Genomic DNA, 16,057 nt, shown 5'->3' on the forward strand with positions numbered 1-16,057 from the left:
CCGCGGAGTCGCCATGGTCTCGAACCGTTCCCCTGCCCCGGCTCTCCGGCCGGGGCGACCGCCGGCGCGGGACATGGCCTGGATCCCTGCGGGCACGTTCCTGATGGGCTCCAACCACCACTACCCGGAGGAGGCTCCGGCCCACCGGGTGGCGCTGGAGGGCTTCTGGATCGACCGTGCCCCGGTCACCAACGCCCAGTTCCTCAAGTTCGTGAAGGCCACAGGCCACCGCACCCTGGCCGAGCGGCCGGCCGATCCGGCCCTCTACCCCGAGGCGCCACCAGAGCGGCTGGCGCCCGCCTCGATCGTGTTCGTGCCCCCGCCCGGGCCGGTGGGAACGGGCGATCCCTACCGCTGGTGGCAGTACATCCCCGGCGCCGACTGGCGCCACCCGGAGGGCCCCGGCAGCTCGATCAGGAACCGCCCGCAGCATCCGGTGGTGCATGTGGCCCATGAGGATGCGGCCGCCTACGCCGCCTGGTGCGGCAAGCAGCTACCGAGCGAAGCCGAATGGGAGCGGGCCGCCTGGGGCGGCCGTGAAGGCTGCGAGTTCGCCTGGGGGGATGCGCTGCACCCGGTGGGCCGGCCGGTGGCCAACACCTTCCAGGGCGACTTCCCCCACCACAACAACCTGCTGGACGGCTATGCCGGCACATCGCCGGTGGGCGCCTTTCCTGCCAACGGCTTCGGGCTGCTCGATTGCATCGGCAACGTGTGGGAGTGGACCGATAGCTGGTACGGCCTCCACCCGCACCAAGCCGATGGGGCGTTACCGGCTGAGGGGAGCAGCGGCTGCTGCGCCGAAGCGGCTGCCGCCCGGGAGGCCAGCATCGATGCCACCAGCCAGCACGGAACGATGCCCCGCAAGGTGGTGAAGGGCGGTTCGTTTCTGTGTGCCCCCAGCTATTGCCGTCGCTACCGGCCGGCGGCGCGCATGGCCCAGGGCATCGACACCTCCACCGGCCACATGGGCTTTCGCTGCATCGTGCGGCCCTGACGCCATGGCGCCATCCGATTCAGTCCGCTGCTTTCCACCCCTTGGCTGACGCCTGCCGCAAGGTGATCCCTGCTCCGATGACACTGCCCAAACGATCCACCTGGCTGACCCGTCAGCAGCGCCGCCGCGAGTCACCGTTCTTCCTGTTGCTGGATCGCTCCTTCAGATTCAGGCTGTTGATGGCAGCAACCCTGTCCTTTGTGTTGCTGTCTCTCGTCAATCGTTTCGACAACTGCCATGGAGCCGAACCCAGCGAGCACTGCCTGACCAGCAATTTCCTGGACGTCATCAGCATTGACAATGTGGAGTCGTTCAGCATCGTCACAGCGGGTCTCGTTTACATCCTGGAGGCGGGTCGTCGCAAGGAGAGAGAACATCACGAGCAACTCTCGCTGTTGTTGGCGCAGCAGGAGGCTGGCATCAGATTCAGCCTGGCACGCATCCGCGCCCTTGAAGATCTGTGCTCTGATGGCATCTGGCAGGACGATTTCGATTTGCAGGCCACGAACCTGGAGGGCATCAAGATTCCGTTCAGCCGTTGGCGAGGCGGCAACTTCAGCAAGACGGTGCTGCGGAAAGCGAATCTGCAAGGTTCGGATCTGCAAGGGGCCAACTTCACGGAGGCCGATCTCAGCGAAGCCAATCTGGCCGGCGCGGACCTCAGCCAGGCCGATTTCACCCGCGCCATCCTCACCAAGGCCGATCTCCGCGGCGCCATCCTTACCGGCGCTGTGTTCCAGGAGGCTGATCTCACTGGAACCAGCTTGGATCCGAGCGGTTGAACATCAGTCACTTGCCTCTGAACCGCCCAGTTTCCATCCAGCTAGCTCGATGTCTTTCCATCCAGCCAGCTCCATCTATGTCTCCTGCCATCTGATGCCATGGGCCAGCCCTCCCTGTTGATCGTCAGCGCCGCCCTGTTCACGATCATGTTCGCTCTGGGAGTGGGTCTGACCGGAGAGGCGATCGTTCGCCTGAGCCGAAGACCCGCCCTGGTGATCCGGGTATTGATCGGCTCCTGTGTGCTGGTGCCCCTTGTCGCCCTGCTGCTGATGAAGCTGCCGCTGAGCTTGGCCCTGACCCAACCGGCCCGCATCGGCATCGCCCTGATGGCGGCCTCCCCAAGCGCTCCTCTCACCCTGCGCAAGGCGGGCAAGGTCGGCGGCGACCGTGAGCTGGCCGCTGTGCTCCAGGCCTGTGTGGCCGTGGCGGCAATCGTGTCGATTCCGCTGATCGCCGATCTGTACCAGTCCTCCTTCGGGGTATCCGGCTGGGACATCACGGCGAAGACGGTAGCCCTGCAGGTGGGCAAGAGCCAGGTGCTGCCCCTGCTGGCGGGCCTGACGCTGAGGCGCTGGCGGCCTGGCTTGGCAGAGCGGCTGTCCGGTCCTCTCGACAAGCTGGCCAATGGCCTGTTGCTGCTGCTGATTGTGCTGGTGCTGGTCAAGTCGTTGCCCCTGCTGGTCGCGTTCGTGGGCGCCAACCTGCTGGCTCTGCCCTTCATGGCGGTGATGGTGCTGGCGTCCCTGACCATCGGCTACGGGATCGCTGGCCCTGAGCCCCGGGAACGCGTCACGATCGCACTGGTCACCTCCATGCGGAACCCGGGCCTGGCCCTGCTGTTCGCGACGACCTACGGCAGCGACATTCCCGGCCTGAAACTCGCGGTGCTGGCCTACCTCGTGGTCACCGTGCTGCTGTCGATTCCCTTTCTGCGCTGGCAACGCCAGAGGCAGTCGGTGCCCTTCGCCGCCCCATAGATGCCCTGGCTTGAATCCTCCGAGGCCCTGCTGCAGGGTCTGGCGACTGTCGTTCGCCTCAGCCTGGAAGCACTGTCAGTGCTCTGCGTGGTGGCCGGCATGATCGCCACCTTTCGCCTGGCCCTGCCGTTCCTGCCCGTGCTGGCCCATCGCGGGCGCCGCCCCCCCAACGCGATTCGCCTCAGCTTCGGCAGCTGGCTGTCGATGGCGCTGGAGTTTCAGCTTGGTGCCGACATTGTGGCCACCACCACAGCTCCCACGGACAGCAACCTGATCCAACTGGCAACGGTGGCCGTGATCCGCACCTTCCTCAATGTGTTCCTCGCCAGGGAACTGGAGGCTGAACGGCGGCTGCAGCCAGGCCTGCCGCTCCAGCCGAAATCCTGATCAGCCCGTCCTCGCTACCTACCACCCCATGAACCTCACCAACGAACTGGCCAAGGAGCGCAACCGGGAGGCGGCGGAGCGCACGCTGATGGCCTGGATCCGCACCTGCCTCTCGCTGATCAGCTTCGGCTTCGGTCTCGACAAGATCATCGGAGCGATTGAGGCCAGCCGCTTCGAGGGCAGCTCCCATGTGCAGATCAGCGTGCGCCTGATCTCGATCGGGTTTGTGGTCACGGGGATCGTGGCCATGGCGGCGGCCACGCGTCAGCACCGCAGGGTGGTGCGGCGCTTGAAGCATGACAATTTCATCTACATCGAAAAGGCCTCGATCGCCACGGCGACGGCCCTGGCCCTCACCCTGATCGGCCTGGTGGCCCTGGTGCTGCTGATCGCCGGCGGAATGGGTGGCCGATGAGCTCTACCCGCCGGAACGGCCACAGCCGCCGCCCCTTCGAATCGCGCATCCCGTCGATGCCGTCCCGCCCCGTTGTGGGATGCTCTGGCTGTTCAAAGCCTTCTCACACCGGCCTCAAGCAGGTGATGTCACTCCCTTCCCTTCCGCCAATGGTCTGGTGCCTGCTTCGCGCTTTAGCTGTTCGTTCAGCGCTTCCGCTGCAGCGGATCAGCGCTGTGTGGCTGATCGCTGCTCTGGGTGGCGTCCTCGAGGCCTCTGTGGCGAAAGCTGCTGAGCCGGCTACGGCGGCGTCCAGCTTGATGGGGCCGATCCTGAGGGCATCCGTTCAGGCCGACCCAGCTCAAGGTGAAGAACCTCAGGGTGATACGGGTCTGAGTGAGACGGCCCAGCTTGAACCAGGCTCCGTTGACCCGGCGGCCAGCGAAGGCGCACCATCGCCGTGGGCCGGCAGCGTGGAGCTCTATGGATTCGCGCCGCTGCGCACCACCGGCTCCACCACCGTCAAAGGCTTCGACACCGAACTGGATCTCAACCTCGGCCAGGTGCTGAAGGCGCTCACCGGCGTGGCCTCCATCCGCGGCAGTGTGGAGTACGGCCGCATCGGCCTCCTCACCGATATCAGCTACGTCTCCGTGGCCGGGGAAGAAGGCAGGCTGCAGGACATCACAACACGCTCGATCGAAGGCCCGCTCGGCCGCCGCAGCCTCACCCTCACCCCTGACAGCCAACGCAGCGTCGCTGCAAGCATCAGCAACATTCAAGGCATCTACGACCTGGCCCTGCGCTATCGCTTCGGCGATCGGGAATCGGCCGTGGCCCGCGCCGGCAGCTTCGCTGTCATCCCCTACGCGGGCGTGCGGTTCGTGAACATGCAGTACAACCTGGCCGTGCAAAGCAGCGGGCCCGGCCGAACCCTCACCTTCCGAGGGCCGCGCCTGGAGGGATCCAGAACCCTTGAGGGCTTGAACCTTCAACCACAACAGTCGTTCGGGAGCACTGTGGCTCAGCCCCTGCTGGGCACCCAGGCCATGCTGTTTCTCTCCCCGCGCCTCAGGCTGTTCGCCCGCGCCGACGTCGGCGGCTTCGGGGTCAACAACGCCGATGATTACTCCTGGAACACGCAGCTGGGGGTGGGCTATGCCATCGGCAACTCCACCCAGCTCAACATCTCCTGGCGCTATCTGCACCTGGGGGGAAGCAATGGAGAGGATCCTGAAAACGCTTTCAACATCAACCAGAATGGCGTCGAAGCCGGTGTGAAGTTCTTCTTCTGATCGAGCAGCTACTGGGGGAGGAGGCCACCCTGCAGCTGCCTGCTCAGCTGCAGGCATGAACAACCTGGTAGGGAAACACAGCTAGGGGCGTACGCCCCTGGAGATCCTCCAGCAGTGGAGAGCGGCCTGCCTACCCACCAGCTCTCAGAAAACTGGAGGCGGGCATGGTCTGACTGTGCTGAGCCAGTACGCGCAGCTGAGTCACTGGGCATCACACCCCTTGCTACCACTGATGGTCAGGAAAGCTGCAAGGTCAGCCGACCGCCGTAGCTGCTCGTCCAAAACCTCACCACATCACGTGATGCATCCCAGAGTCAACGTTCCTAGGATGGGATTACTTCGAGATAGGGGCCCAATGGCCACCTGCGACCTACTGAACACCACTGCCACTGCTTCGAACGAAGACGCCCTGCATCAACTCAAGACGCTATTGCAACAAGATCAAAGCTTTGCCAATGCGCTGTCTGGGACGACCACCACAGAGGAAGCGGCCCATCTAGCCTTTGAGCACGGGATTTCTGTCACTCCTGAGGCCATCTGGCGTCAGCGTGGCACCCTGTTAGAGGGAGGAATTCCGACTTGGCGTGGCTGATTGAGCCCCCCTAACTCTTTCGACACAAGCTGGGGGCACCTTCGATCGAATCGATCTCTATCGCCAGAGTTATATCAGCGTGGGCGAGCCCGTCGGGCTGGTGGGTGTAAGTGATAGCTTCCACATAATCCCAGCCCGTGAGTACACTTAGGGAATCTTTGATCTCATCTAGTGTGAGGCTGGCAGCAACATCCCCGGCAGGACTATCGACCTTATCGGGCAATGCCAGAATCAGCCAACTTGGCCAGAGACTCTGATACTCTAGAGATGGTGAGGGCGACAGAAGGCTTTTCCTTGGTTGCTCAAGTTGGTTGCTCAAGACGCAATCAAGACTCTGACCTAGAGCAGATGTGGCCCTCAGAGCAATACGCTCAGCCTTCTAGAACCAGCATGCTGCAACGGAAGGCAACCGATGTGATCAAGCTCGCTTGTCCTCCGCTATGAGTTTGATCATCAACATCGTCAACCCGCCAGTGAAAACTCAGTACTATTCCGCCTCCAGCCTGGATGGCTTCATTGCCACCAAGGACAACTCCCTGGACTGGCTGCTTCAGTTCGGAGAAGCCGAAGGTACAGGCTACGAAGATTTTCTTGCTGAGGTTGGTGCGATCGTCATGGGCTCATCCACCTATGCGTGGCTGTTGGATCATCACATCAAAGCGGGAACACCAGAAGAAAAGCCCTGGCTCTATCAACAGCCCACGTGGGTCTTCTCGAGCCGCAAGCTGCCCACCGTGCGGAATGCCGATCTGCGCTTCGTGTCAGGCACTGTCACTCACGTGCACGAACAGATGGTGGCCACAGCGGCGGGGAAGAACATCTGGGTTGCCGGAGGCGGCGAGTTGGCTGCGCAGTTCTTCGATGCTGGCCTGCTTGATGAACTGATCATTCAGGTGGCCTCAGTGACCCTGGGGCAGGGCTCGCCGCTCCTACCGCGGCAGATCGCCTTCCCACCCCTGAGGCTCACCTCGGCGCGTGCCTTGGGCGAGGCCTTTGCTGAGCTCCACTATGAGGTGCCGCGGCAATTCCAGGTGTCCAGTCCCGCCTAGATGATGAAAGTGCGACGATATCTCGTGACATTGCAAAGGCGAATGGCTTTGTGATTGAGGTCACGAGAAGGAGCCCTTGGGAAGGGGGCTTTGCCTCAACCTACGGCGCACATTGTCCAGAGTGGAGAGGTGGGCTGTTCCCAGCTGAGCGGGATCTCCAGCAGATCCCAGGGTCCACTGATCCCTTGGGCCAGAAAGATCAGGGTGGCCAGCACGTTGGCACTGACATGCAACCGGCGCCAGCGCAGGTGGTTGTGGATCTCAGCACGGCAGGCCACAGAGAACAGCATCAGGCCCGCGAGCCCAATGCCGCCCCAGACGTGCGACTGACAACAGGGCCGATTGAAGCAGCCAGAGGCAGTCGACGGCCTGCATGGCTCAGGGCTTCAGGGGTGCCCAGGCCATTGTGGCGTTGAAGGCCTCGCACCAGATCAGCACCGACCCCGGCTGGCTGAGGTCAATGGAGGAGGGGATCACATTGCTCTGGGCGCCGGAGGCGGATTTAAGCGGGGCGAGGATTGTGTAGCTGCCGGCTTTGAGCGGAAAGCTGGGGGCCTTGGTGCTTGCCAATGGGGCTGCTGATGGGCTGAAGACCACTTTCAGGTCGGGGGCTGTCTCCTTGGTCTTGAAGTCGCTGATTATCACAAGCAACTGCTTGCCGGCTTTCTTGATGATGGTGAAGCGGCCATTAACAGGCGCTTCGGCCATGCGGAAGCTCCTGTGAATGGCCATGGGAGTTGCCTGGGCGATCACCATGGAGGCAGGGCCCTGCATGGTTTCGGCTTGCCCAGGAGCCGCGGAGCTGCGGATTGGAACTGAAGGATCTGGATTGGCGGCACGTTCTGTCGCTCAGCCTGTACGTGCTGCTCGAAGGGCGGGATGCCACAGTTCTCAAAGCCCTGCAGACCTATGGCACCACCCACCCGGTGCATGGGGAAAACCCGATCAGCTTCTGCAACGCCTTTTTCGTGGCTCAGCTGGTGAACTGAACGCGACGGACCGGTGGTTGCTGATCATCGATGCTGGCCTGGGTCTGTTCATCGGCCCTATCGCTTACTACTTCACCCTCGAATCCCTGTCGGTGATCAGCCTGACCCTGTTGTTCGCGCTCGTGTTGCCAGTCTCAACCCTTCTGGCTCAGTCTGAGCCTGATCGCCATCGGCCTGATGCTGCCAGGGGCGGCCATGCTGAAGGCGGCGGAACAGGGTGATCAACTGAAGCGCGTCTGTGCTGTTGGGAGAACCAGTCGGCTTGGCCACAGTGTCAGGAATGGTAGTTATGGTGGCCGGGATCATCACCAACCACCGTTCCATTCGATCCGATCAGGTCGTTCAACAGTAGCTGTCCATTCATTCCGAGCCTGTGGCCTGCATGAAGGGCAGACACGACACATTCCACAGCAGTGTCGTTCGGGAGGATTCACACTCCCTAACTGCCATTCAGGCAGCCCGAGCCAATGGTGATCACGACGAGTCGATGACGTTGATCGCTGAATCACTTCTGCAATTCGATTGGACCTGGCCGCCAGGTTTTGTTGAACCAGGGCTCCAACGGACCATAGAGGCGCAGAAGCGTGAACCAGCCCTTGCCAGGAATGGTCTGTACCCAGTTCTTCTCGAATCCAACAGGGGGCTTTGGGCCAAACCAGACATCGACAGAACCGTCGGCATTGGTTTTGATGCCCTTGTCCTGGCTGCTGACGCTCGGTGCTTTCTGGTCTGTCTGCAGCATGGAACGGGTCTGCGTGTCGTACACGATCACAGACCAGAAATCGGCCACGGGAACGTTGCGCGGCAGGCGCAACCGATAGGTTTTGCCGCCATCGAAGCGATCGCCCTTGGAATCCAACGCGGCCCAGGGATACTGGGAGCCCTTGCCGACAATCTTTTCTTCCATGGCCGGCGTCACACCGGTGGCGAAGTAGTAATAGAAAATCGCACCATCAAGGTTGGCCACACCTGGGGAAACTTCGAACCTGTATCCACCGAAGAAGGGCAACCGCCAGGAACTGTTGGGATAGAAATAGGCTTCCGGCTCGCGAATCTTGAGAGCCAGGGTTCGTGCCGTCACGGCACCGATGTTGGCAGCGTCGATGAGGATGGCTTTCCAGCGCTCGTTGGGGTTGAAGGGCTTGCCTTTGACAATGCCGATCGAGGCGAACAGTCCCAACGTGGTGGGGTCAGCGCCGGTGGGAGGTTCCTCCTGAATCACCTGGTTGAGCAGCGACCAGAAGGAGTAGTCGCCAGGGGCGACGAAATTGGCTGGCACGCCTGAGGCATTGGCAAACTTGACCGCCGGAGGGTTGGCAGCCTCGGAGAGTTGGTAGATCTTCAGGTTCGCTTTCACCGACTCCACCCCTGGCTTGGTGGAACCATCCACCAGGAAGGAGCGGAAGAACAGCCAGTTGCCGAAGGTTTTGGGTTTGACCACGACATAGCCTTGCGGGATGGCGCCCTGATACCCCGGTGGCAGGAACAGGTACTTGCCGCCCGCGCCCTTGTCGGCCCCCGTGATGCCGATGTCGGCCACCCAGCGATACCAGAAGTCATTGACAGCACCCAGCACCTTGGGTGGAACCTCGACCACCAGGGGACCCTGCTTGGTGTCGAGCCAGATAAAGCTGTATACCGTGTTGTCGTTGGCCGTGAGTTCTATTGTTCTGGGATCCACCAGGTTCTCCCAGATCACGTTGGTGGTGTTCTCGGGGCCAAATTTGCGCAACGATTCACGCATACCGGCCTGATTCACAATCGGAATGGCCAGCAGGTAGGCCTGTAACGCGCGGGAGCGATCCAGGTTGTCGTAGATCTTCTCGATGGTATCTGGCTGTGGGAAACCATCGATGAGGTTCAACGGGCCGATCGACGTCTCTAACCGGTCAGGAGTGGCCACTCCGGGTGGTATTGGCGTGGTCATCTGGAAGGTCTGAGCCGATGCAGTGGTGGCCGCATTCGCAACAAGAGCGGCAACGGCCAGTCCCAGACAATGTTGGCTTGACGACCTCATCTCGACGACTCCGTGTACTGGGAAAGAGAATGTCAGAAGCCTATCTCAAAATCACCTGGCAAACGATGCGGCCAAACGGCGGCCATCACCAAACCGCAAGAACTTTGCGGATCCAGGCAGCAACCCTGCTACAGCTTGGATGAATGGTCTTGCCATACCGTTTCATACTGGCATAGCTTCGTAAACTCAGATTTCATGCCATCAAAAGAGTCGTAGAGGGCTCGATGCCTGGGAAGACCGTACTCATCAGAACGCTTCTCATAGGAACGAACCCATTGGATCAGGTTGTCCAAGTTCTCATCTTGCTCCTTTCGGGAACGAAACTTCTCCGGCTCCCAAGGTCTCGAGCGGCAGTTGGCCACGCATACATCTACCCCAGGGTTCAGGAAGATCAGTTCATCGCAGTAGACCAATACAGGCTCAATAATGTCCGCGTAGCAGCCTTCGATGATCCAGCTGGAATGCCGTAAGATCCAACACCTTACATCTTCGATACTATCTTGAAGTGGCCGTCTTTCAGCGCCGCCAAGGAACGCCACCTCATCCAGCGATAGTCGAGCGGCTGGTCGCTTCGCAAGCAACAGCCTCGACAAGGTACTCTTCCCTGCTCCAGCGTTTCCCAGAAGGATCACTTTCATGGCGCTACTGCTCCGTCGTTAGAACGATTGCCTTCACCTGGCCGCTGTGATCTCGAGCGTCGGTCAAGAGTCATGTGGAGGCGGGCCGGGTGAGTGGCATTGTTTAACAGCCGTCTCTGCTTCAACAGCAGGACTGGCATGCAGTTGAAGCCCGAGTGCCGAACCAACCTTCAAGACAGTTCCACGTTCGGGATTACCGCTAGAGGAGAGTGCCGTATAGAGACTTTCGCGACCCAGTCCAGCTTCCCTTGCAATCTGTGTCAGGCCTTTGGCACGAGCAGTATCACCTAGAGATGCTTTGCAATAGGCAGCCATGTCTTCACGAATGCTGAAATGAATGGCCAGATTCCAGGCAGTGGCTGCGGTCTTCATCTGGGGCAAAACCTCCCAGGGGCAGCATGGCCTCCAGGCCAAGGGCCCGGTGCTCCGCGCGGCTGAAAGCGGTGTTCATGTTAAGCCGGAGCTTGGTGAGCAACGCGGCGCCGGTGACTGCCAGGAAAGATGACGCCCATGCTGCTGTTCAGGCAGCCATCGACAACGTAGCTGGCTTGAGTTCGATTTCGGCTGGCGGCGGATTGATCCAGACCAGCTCTGGCTGACGCCAGCACCGAGACGATCGTGACCACCGCCTTGGATTGCGCTGGCGGGCCTGTTCGTAGACGACAGCGCGTTGACGGCAGATGTCCACGGCATCTCCACAGTGGCGCTGGTGGGGAGTCACGAACTTGATCCCGCTGTGCCGGTGCCGTTGGTTGTACCAGTCCACAAACGCCACCACCCATTGGCTGGCCGCCTCCACACTGGCGAACGGCCGGCTCGGGTAGTCAGGACGGTATGTGGCCGTCCTGAACAGGGATTCGGAGTACGGATTGTCGTTGCTGACACGTGGCCGCGAGAACGATCGCAGCACCCCTAACTCCTCCAGCCGGCTCTCCAACGTGGCCGCACGCATGGCATTGCCGTTGTCAGCGTGGAGAATCAGCGGTTGCTTGCGCCGTTTACTGATCCGCTCTCTGAGGCAGGCCCGGCTTATCAGATCGGCTGCAATGGCTGGGTCTTCTCGCTCGGCGACATCCCAGGCCACCACCTTGCGGCTCCAGATGTCGATCACCAGGTAGAGGTACAGCCATATTCCACGAACGTTGGTAGGCAGGTAGGTGATGTCCCAGCTCCACACTTGATTGGGGCCAGTGGCCCGTAGGCGTGGCACTGGCGTTGGTTCCTGTGGAGGCCGGGCACGTCCCCGCCGGTGGGCTTGACCGTGAGCGTGGAGTACCCGATAGAAGCTGCGTTCTGAGCCGATAGACAAGTCGCGATCCGCCAGGGCCGGCACGATCTGCCCCGGTGGCAACGCGGCGAATTCGGGCTCGTTGCAGGTGAGCAGGATGCGCCGTCGCTCCTCCTCACTGAGGCGGTGAGCCACATGGCGGTGGCTGCCCTTGCGCCGGTCTACACCGTCGTCATCAGCGACGAACTGGCGTCGCCAACGCTGCAACGTGGTGAGGCCAACGCCCAGGAGCAGAGCCAGCTCACTGGCACGGGCACCATCGGCAACACCCTCGTCGAGAATCTGTAGAGCCTTCAGGCGGTCGCCCGGGCACGTCAGTCGTCCCCGTCCTCTCCCCAGAAGGCCTGAATCTTTATTGAGGCGATCAGCGGCGGGAAGAAGCTCTGTCTACTTCTCGAGCATTTCTAAGCCCGACAACTGGATCTTGATGTTAGGGCGCACATGGTGTTGCCTCCAATGAATCAAGTTGCGCTTCCCACCAAGCAATTGCCGCTGCTATCAGTTCCCGCTGGTCCCTTCCAGCAAAGACCACTCCATTCATTGTGTAGTGGTGCTCTAACTCTCCCAAGCGAGTGACTCTTTGCTCTCCAGTTTAAAAGCTTACCTCAATCTGTACACCAGGGACAGTAACACCCTGGCCAGCGAGAGATTGATACTCCTTCAAGAGCAGATTCCTCTCACTAACAATAAATTCCCAATAGATTTCGGGAGCGGGTTTCGATGCAAAGAGTTTTGAATCCCAAGTCTCAAACTTGATTCGGAATGCGGGATCGATAGCAGCGTCTTTGCTCTTGAGCACGTGGTAATCAGCACGCAGAAGTGCCACATATGCCATGTAAGCGATGCGCCACTGTCTGCCTTGGAGCCCCGGCGTGAATAGGGGGGCTGCTTGCCTACAGTCTTCAAGAACGGTTCGAGCGGCGAGAGGCATAGGTTTTGCGGCCTAACGTGAAGCTGAGCTGACTGCGCTGTTTTTTGCGCATGTTGCCACAAACGCAATGTTAGGCCAACTACCGTTAACACTCATAGCGTATAACCTAAAGATGGCGGCCCTTCTGGATATTCAGGCAGGTTATCTGTGATTTCCAGCCACGGTTGTTTTGAGGATACCCAAAAGTGCATGTCAGGTTTGAACAGTGATGGCTCGTCGAGGCTGCCGGCCGTTAGGCCCATAACTCCAGCAGAAACACGGCGTGAGAAAATGCTTGAACCGCAATGTGAGCAGAAACCCCGCTCTAGAGTTTCTGAAGAGTGAAATGTGCTGACTGGGCCAGAGATGGCAACGTGATCAATGCGCATGAGTACGCGAGCATTGAAAGCAGCGCCAATAACTTTTTGACAAGCTCTACAGTGACAGACCCTCTGGTTCAAAGGATCAGAGGTCGTTTCATAACGCACGGCGCCACATAGACAGCCGCCACGGAACATCGTCATTCAGATAACCCTTTCTGCAACAGCCTAACGTTGCCCATCAACCGCCGCAGATAACCCTTGAATTCCAACAGATACTTCTTGGCGGTCGGTGTGCATGGGCATTATTATACTGCGATCGTTTGCTTCAAGAAATGCGTGAGCAAGGTGCGTTCCCGGCAATCTACCGATAGAGTAGCAAGGGTCGCATTAAGGAACGCACCCTACAAGATCAGCGATCACACTGGCGTGCCAGGTAATCTGGCGGCGACGGCAGCGCGATAAAGACAACCTTCAGCCCAGGTACTGGGTAATCTTTGCCGCGAGGTTTGGCTCGTTTATTGTAAGAGACGAGACAGTGTCATACAATTCGTAGCCTCTTGTCATCAACATTCTATTCTGACCAATCATGTACTTCAATCCCGATTTCATTGTTGACATTTTGTTGCCGAAACTCCTGCGGATGACGATTATTAGTTTTGTCATTGCCAGTGTTGTCGGTGGGTTGCTAGGCTTGATAGCCAGACCAAAAGTACCGCCCCGAAACGCAGCGATTACATCTGCGATCTATGGAGCATTTATTGGCACAATGTTGATTGGGCTGTTGCCCATTGAAGCATTTGCCGTCAACTTGCAGGGGATTGCTTGGGGTGGTCTGCTGCTTTTGCTTTCCTTTGCAGCGTTATTGCTGGTTGGGCCGATTGTGGGCAGCATTTTGGGATTGAAAAATCAACAGATTCTCCAGTCAGGAATGAAGATAAAAGCTTCGGGCATTCTCCTGACGTATCTCCTGGTCATACTTACGATATATGTCTTTCTGGTTCCTTCCGAGCTTGTCATTGACAAACCTGAGGCTAATGCTGATGATCAATTGCCGATGGTGGCACGAATTAGGGGATACCAAAACTCCATAAGTGATATAGCCTTGAGCCTGGATGGCCAACAATTAGCCGTAGCCACTTTCGATCGAGGTACCCAAGTCTGGAACCTCACCCAATTAAGATTACGGCAAGCCTTCAAACCCATTCCTGACAACCAGGAAAATGGCAAGGATGTCATATTAAACGTTAGCTTTAGTGATGACAGCCAGCAACTCGTCACAGCTGCAGCTACAGAGGTGCAAATTCGGAAGATTCCGACGGGAAAGATTGTGCGTCAATTTGCAGGAGCTGAACTTGGGTTAGTTGCGGCAGATCAAAAACTGGTGACGCTGACGCTCAGTTCGCCCCGTGGTCTCAAGATTTGGGACATGCAATCCGGCAAGTTGTTACAAACCATTCCCGGCGAGTTTGAGGAATATACCTACGGTGGACTTGAGCGTTCTTTGTCCATCAGTTCTGACCGCCGGTTTCTGGCGTTCTCGCCTAAAACTTTTCGAGAATTTGGGCAACAGGAAGATAATGGTGTGATTCAGATTTGGGATATGCAATCGGGTAAACGAATTGCTCAGTTGATTGGAGATCGGAATCGTGAAATTCAAACCCTCTCCTTCACCCCCGATGCTCAGCAACTCATCGTCGCGGCAGGCGACCAACTCCAGATCTGGAACTGGCAACAGGCGAAGCGGGTCAAAACAATTGAACATACAGGGAAAATCGAGGATATGGTCTGGACGAGGAAAGGCTTGCTGACTCGTGTATCCACAATTCCTCCCCTTAGTGAGCAACAGGTTGCTCTCTGGGATCTGGACTCAGGCAAGCCCACCACAAGCTTTTTCAAGGATAGTGCTTGGGCGGGGCGACCCAGCCTCAGTAGCAATGGTAAGTTTCTGGCGACTTTCACCTCCGATGGAATCGTTGTCTGGCAACTCCCTTAACCCTGGTTTTTAAGAGGCACGCTGGGTAGTACGCGCAAGTCACTCAACATCTCCTCATCTAAAGGACTTAATGTTTCCTGACTGATCCCGCAGGTTACGACAATTTTCACTTAAGCAAGATTGCCTCCCGGCTTAACTAAAAAATCAACTGAGTTAATCTCGTCTGGATTAGCACAGGGCATCTACCGATACTGGAAAATGTCAAATCGATTCATGCTGACATTCCGCAAACGTCCCTTCCTCAAAAATCCTTTTTTCAAAGCAGCCTTGCACACCTTTCTGCTGCCGGGAATCCGGTGCATCATCACGGGTCCTTTTCTGATCTTGGGAAGAAGGGCAGAAGGGACTGTAATTGCCATGAAATACCACCCCAGCAGCCGGTTCAACCACAAAACATCAATCTCGGCTTACTGGACTCGGGTTGTTCAATACCCAACTGAGAATGGTCAGATCTTCGAAACCGATGCTCAGGATGACAGTGTATTTGTGGGGGATCGCGTGGGGATTTACTATCTGCCCGGAACGTCTCGGGCACGATTGGCAACCTTTACTGGACTCTGGTCGCTACTGGCCTTTACCCTTTGTCTGCAAGTTGTTCCGCTCACCTTGTTTAGCGTGCTGGGATTTTGGTTTAGTCAAATCCCCAGGCTGAATCGCCTTGCCCCTTTTGGCTTCCCGATACTGTTTGTGTTCATCGGTGTATTGAGTGCCTATCCAGGCTATCAAAGAGCGCAGTTTCTCAGCCAAGGCGTATACACAACTGGAGTGATTGCCCTGGAACCGGTATATACTCCGAAAGACAAGCATTATCCCGTTGTGCAATAAGCACCGAAAGATGGTCAGACCTACAAGACTGAGAGTCCGAGCTACGACAAAGGCGCAAAGGTCAAAGTTATCTATCTACCCCAACACCCCTCCCAATAAGCACTGGTTTTATCTAACGGAGAAGTGCTAGATACTGAGTAGAGGTGGTCTTTAGCGCCTACGCTTATGGGATTGTCAACCCTCTGTAGTCTGGGTGTAATTATCGGGCTTTGGCCTAAGGAATTGGCAGCATAGCTTTCTCGACCTAAACATCCTTCCCCAGAGGAGCAGTCCCAGAGGGAACCATAAAGAACGCCACAGTCACGCTGAACATCTTGTGCGGCGGCAAGCCGCGCAGCAGAACCGCTCCGTCAACTGTCTCCTACCTTTTCTAAGATATCGGAAATGTCCATGAATGTGGCAAATCGCCTTCAAATACCATCGCCTTCAGAAAGTTAAAGCTGCCGAACGCTCACGATCACTGAGATGGTCTGGCTTTTCTGGACAGGGTCCATCGTTAACCTCTGAGGCGGGGCACCGCCCCTGAGAGGGGGCTCCCACCCATGAGCAAACGCCGCACCCATAGCCCCGAGTTCAAGGCCAAGGTCGCCATGGAGGCGA

General features: G+C 58.3%; 17 protein-coding genes and 1 pseudogene. 12 read left to right on the plus strand and 6 right to left on the minus strand.

What is annotated here, in order from left to right:
* Positions 1 to 73 precede the first annotated feature (73 nt).
* The 8 genes from KQ303_RS06595 (at position 74) to KQ303_RS06630 (ending at position 6,474) form a co-directional block, all read left to right on the plus strand.
* Positions 74 to 997, plus strand: coding sequence for a formylglycine-generating enzyme family protein (locus KQ303_RS06595; protein WP_259729659.1), 924 nt, complete (start codon positions 74 to 76; stop codon positions 995 to 997).
* 77 nt (positions 998 to 1,074) lie between these two features.
* A complete protein-coding gene (locus tag KQ303_RS06600) occupies positions 1,075 to 1,779 on the plus strand; it encodes a pentapeptide repeat-containing protein (RefSeq protein WP_259729660.1) in 705 nt (234 codons plus the stop codon).
* A 99-nt stretch (positions 1,780 to 1,878) separates the two neighbouring features.
* Positions 1,879 to 2,757: a bile acid:sodium symporter family protein gene (locus KQ303_RS06605; RefSeq protein ID WP_259729661.1), complete on the plus strand. Its 879-nt coding sequence runs from the start codon at positions 1,879 to 1,881 to the stop codon at positions 2,755 to 2,757.
* On the plus strand, positions 2,758 to 3,144 hold the full coding sequence (locus KQ303_RS06610; RefSeq protein WP_259729662.1) for a DUF1622 domain-containing protein: 387 nt from the start codon (positions 2,758 to 2,760) through the stop codon (positions 3,142 to 3,144).
* A 28-nt stretch (positions 3,145 to 3,172) separates the two neighbouring features.
* A complete protein-coding gene (locus KQ303_RS06615) occupies positions 3,173 to 3,559 on the plus strand; it encodes a YidH family protein (RefSeq protein WP_259729663.1) in 387 nt (128 codons plus the stop codon).
* A gap of 452 nt (positions 3,560 to 4,011) precedes the next feature.
* The gene (locus KQ303_RS06620; RefSeq protein WP_259729664.1) at positions 4,012 to 4,833 is read left to right on the plus strand and encodes a hypothetical protein; all 822 of its coding nucleotides are present in this window, start codon (positions 4,012 to 4,014) and stop codon (positions 4,831 to 4,833) included.
* A 355-nt stretch (positions 4,834 to 5,188) separates the two neighbouring features.
* Positions 5,189 to 5,425 carry a hypothetical protein gene (locus KQ303_RS06625; protein ID WP_259729665.1) on the plus strand — a complete coding sequence of 79 codons (237 nt, stop codon included), beginning with the start codon at positions 5,189 to 5,191 and terminating at the stop codon, positions 5,423 to 5,425.
* Between the two features lie 440 nt (positions 5,426 to 5,865).
* On the plus strand, positions 5,866 to 6,474 hold the full coding sequence (locus KQ303_RS06630; protein ID WP_259729666.1) for a dihydrofolate reductase family protein: 609 nt from the start codon (positions 5,866 to 5,868) through the stop codon (positions 6,472 to 6,474).
* A 95-nt stretch (positions 6,475 to 6,569) separates the two neighbouring features.
* On the opposite strand, the pseudogene KQ303_RS06635 reads toward KQ303_RS06630, so the two are convergent.
* Positions 6,570 to 6,803, minus strand: a pseudogene (locus tag KQ303_RS06635) (DUF4079 family protein); the annotation flags it as partial.
* 49 nt (positions 6,804 to 6,852) lie between these two features.
* The gene (locus KQ303_RS06640; RefSeq protein WP_259729667.1) at positions 6,853 to 7,206 is read right to left on the minus strand and encodes a DM13 domain-containing protein; all 354 of its coding nucleotides are present in this window, start codon (positions 7,204 to 7,206) and stop codon (positions 6,853 to 6,855) included.
* Between the two features lie 77 nt (positions 7,207 to 7,283).
* Between KQ303_RS06640 and KQ303_RS06645 the strand changes: the two genes are divergently transcribed.
* The gene (locus KQ303_RS06645) at positions 7,284 to 7,463 is read left to right on the plus strand and encodes a hypothetical protein (protein ID WP_259729668.1); all 180 of its coding nucleotides are present in this window, start codon (positions 7,284 to 7,286) and stop codon (positions 7,461 to 7,463) included.
* A gap of 17 nt (positions 7,464 to 7,480) precedes the next feature.
* A complete protein-coding gene (locus KQ303_RS06650; protein ID WP_259729669.1) occupies positions 7,481 to 7,684 on the plus strand; it encodes a hypothetical protein in 204 nt (67 codons plus the stop codon).
* A gap of 284 nt (positions 7,685 to 7,968) precedes the next feature.
* Here the strand turns inward: KQ303_RS06650 and KQ303_RS06655 are convergent, their stop codons facing one another.
* The 4 genes from KQ303_RS06655 to KQ303_RS14765 all read right to left on the minus strand — a co-directional run bounded on the left by KQ303_RS06655 (position 7,969) and on the right by KQ303_RS14765 (position 12,840).
* Positions 7,969 to 9,327 (minus strand): DUF1254 domain-containing protein, encoded by a 1,359-nt coding sequence (locus KQ303_RS06655; protein WP_259729670.1) that lies wholly within the window; start codon positions 9,325 to 9,327, stop codon positions 7,969 to 7,971.
* Between the two features lie 854 nt (positions 9,328 to 10,181).
* Positions 10,182 to 10,490, minus strand: a complete 309-nt coding sequence (locus KQ303_RS06660) for an addiction module antidote protein (RefSeq protein WP_311134129.1) — start codon at positions 10,488 to 10,490, stop codon at positions 10,182 to 10,184.
* A gap of 148 nt (positions 10,491 to 10,638) precedes the next feature.
* The gene (locus tag KQ303_RS06665) at positions 10,639 to 11,745 is read right to left on the minus strand and encodes an IS3 family transposase (RefSeq protein WP_311134131.1); all 1,107 of its coding nucleotides are present in this window, start codon (positions 11,743 to 11,745) and stop codon (positions 10,639 to 10,641) included.
* Between the two features lie 684 nt (positions 11,746 to 12,429).
* Positions 12,430 to 12,840 (minus strand): GFA family protein, encoded by a 411-nt coding sequence (locus tag KQ303_RS14765; protein ID WP_399233088.1) that lies wholly within the window; start codon positions 12,838 to 12,840, stop codon positions 12,430 to 12,432.
* Positions 12,841 to 13,225: 385 nt separating this feature from the next.
* Between KQ303_RS14765 and KQ303_RS06670 the strand changes: the two genes are divergently transcribed.
* Positions 13,226 to 14,632: a WD40 repeat domain-containing protein gene (locus KQ303_RS06670; protein WP_259729671.1), complete on the plus strand. Its 1,407-nt coding sequence runs from the start codon at positions 13,226 to 13,228 to the stop codon at positions 14,630 to 14,632.
* Positions 14,633 to 14,845: 213 nt separating this feature from the next.
* On the plus strand, positions 14,846 to 15,457 hold the full coding sequence (locus KQ303_RS06675; RefSeq protein ID WP_259729672.1) for a hypothetical protein: 612 nt from the start codon (positions 14,846 to 14,848) through the stop codon (positions 15,455 to 15,457).
* Positions 15,458 to 16,057 lie beyond the last annotated feature (600 nt).

It is taken from the genome of Synechococcus sp. CS-1333 (assembly GCF_025128015.1).
In the GTDB taxonomy this organism is placed as follows: Bacteria; Cyanobacteriota; Cyanobacteriia; order PCC-6307; family Cyanobiaceae; genus MW101C3.

Bases quoted from the DNA above. Each gene is read 5' to 3' on its own strand.
- KQ303_RS06595 (WP_259729659.1), top strand. From the start codon at position 74: ATGGCCTGGATCCCTGCGGGCACGTTCCTGATGGGCTCCAACCACCAC.
- KQ303_RS06600 (WP_259729660.1), top strand. From the start codon at position 1,075: ATGACACTGCCCAAACGATCCACCTGGCTGACCCGTCAGCAGCGCCGC.
- KQ303_RS06605 (WP_259729661.1), top strand. From the start codon at position 1,879: ATGGGCCAGCCCTCCCTGTTGATCGTCAGCGCCGCCCTGTTCACGATC.
- KQ303_RS06610 (WP_259729662.1), top strand. From the start codon at position 2,758: ATGCCCTGGCTTGAATCCTCCGAGGCCCTGCTGCAGGGTCTGGCGACT.
- KQ303_RS06615 (WP_259729663.1), top strand. From the start codon at position 3,173: ATGAACCTCACCAACGAACTGGCCAAGGAGCGCAACCGGGAGGCGGCG.
- KQ303_RS06625 (WP_259729665.1), top strand. From the start codon at position 5,189: ATGGCCACCTGCGACCTACTGAACACCACTGCCACTGCTTCGAACGAA.
- KQ303_RS06630 (WP_259729666.1), top strand. From the start codon at position 5,866: ATGAGTTTGATCATCAACATCGTCAACCCGCCAGTGAAAACTCAGTAC.
- KQ303_RS06640 (WP_259729667.1), bottom strand. From the start codon at position 7,206: ATGGCCATTCACAGGAGCTTCCGCATGGCCGAAGCGCCTGTTAATGGC.
- KQ303_RS06660 (WP_311134129.1), bottom strand. From the start codon at position 10,490: ATGAAGACCGCAGCCACTGCCTGGAATCTGGCCATTCATTTCAGCATT.
- KQ303_RS14765 (WP_399233088.1), bottom strand. From the start codon at position 12,840: ATGACGATGTTCCGTGGCGGCTGTCTATGTGGCGCCGTGCGTTATGAA.
- KQ303_RS06670 (WP_259729671.1), top strand. From the start codon at position 13,226: ATGTACTTCAATCCCGATTTCATTGTTGACATTTTGTTGCCGAAACTC.
- KQ303_RS06675 (WP_259729672.1), top strand. From the start codon at position 14,846: ATGCTGACATTCCGCAAACGTCCCTTCCTCAAAAATCCTTTTTTCAAA.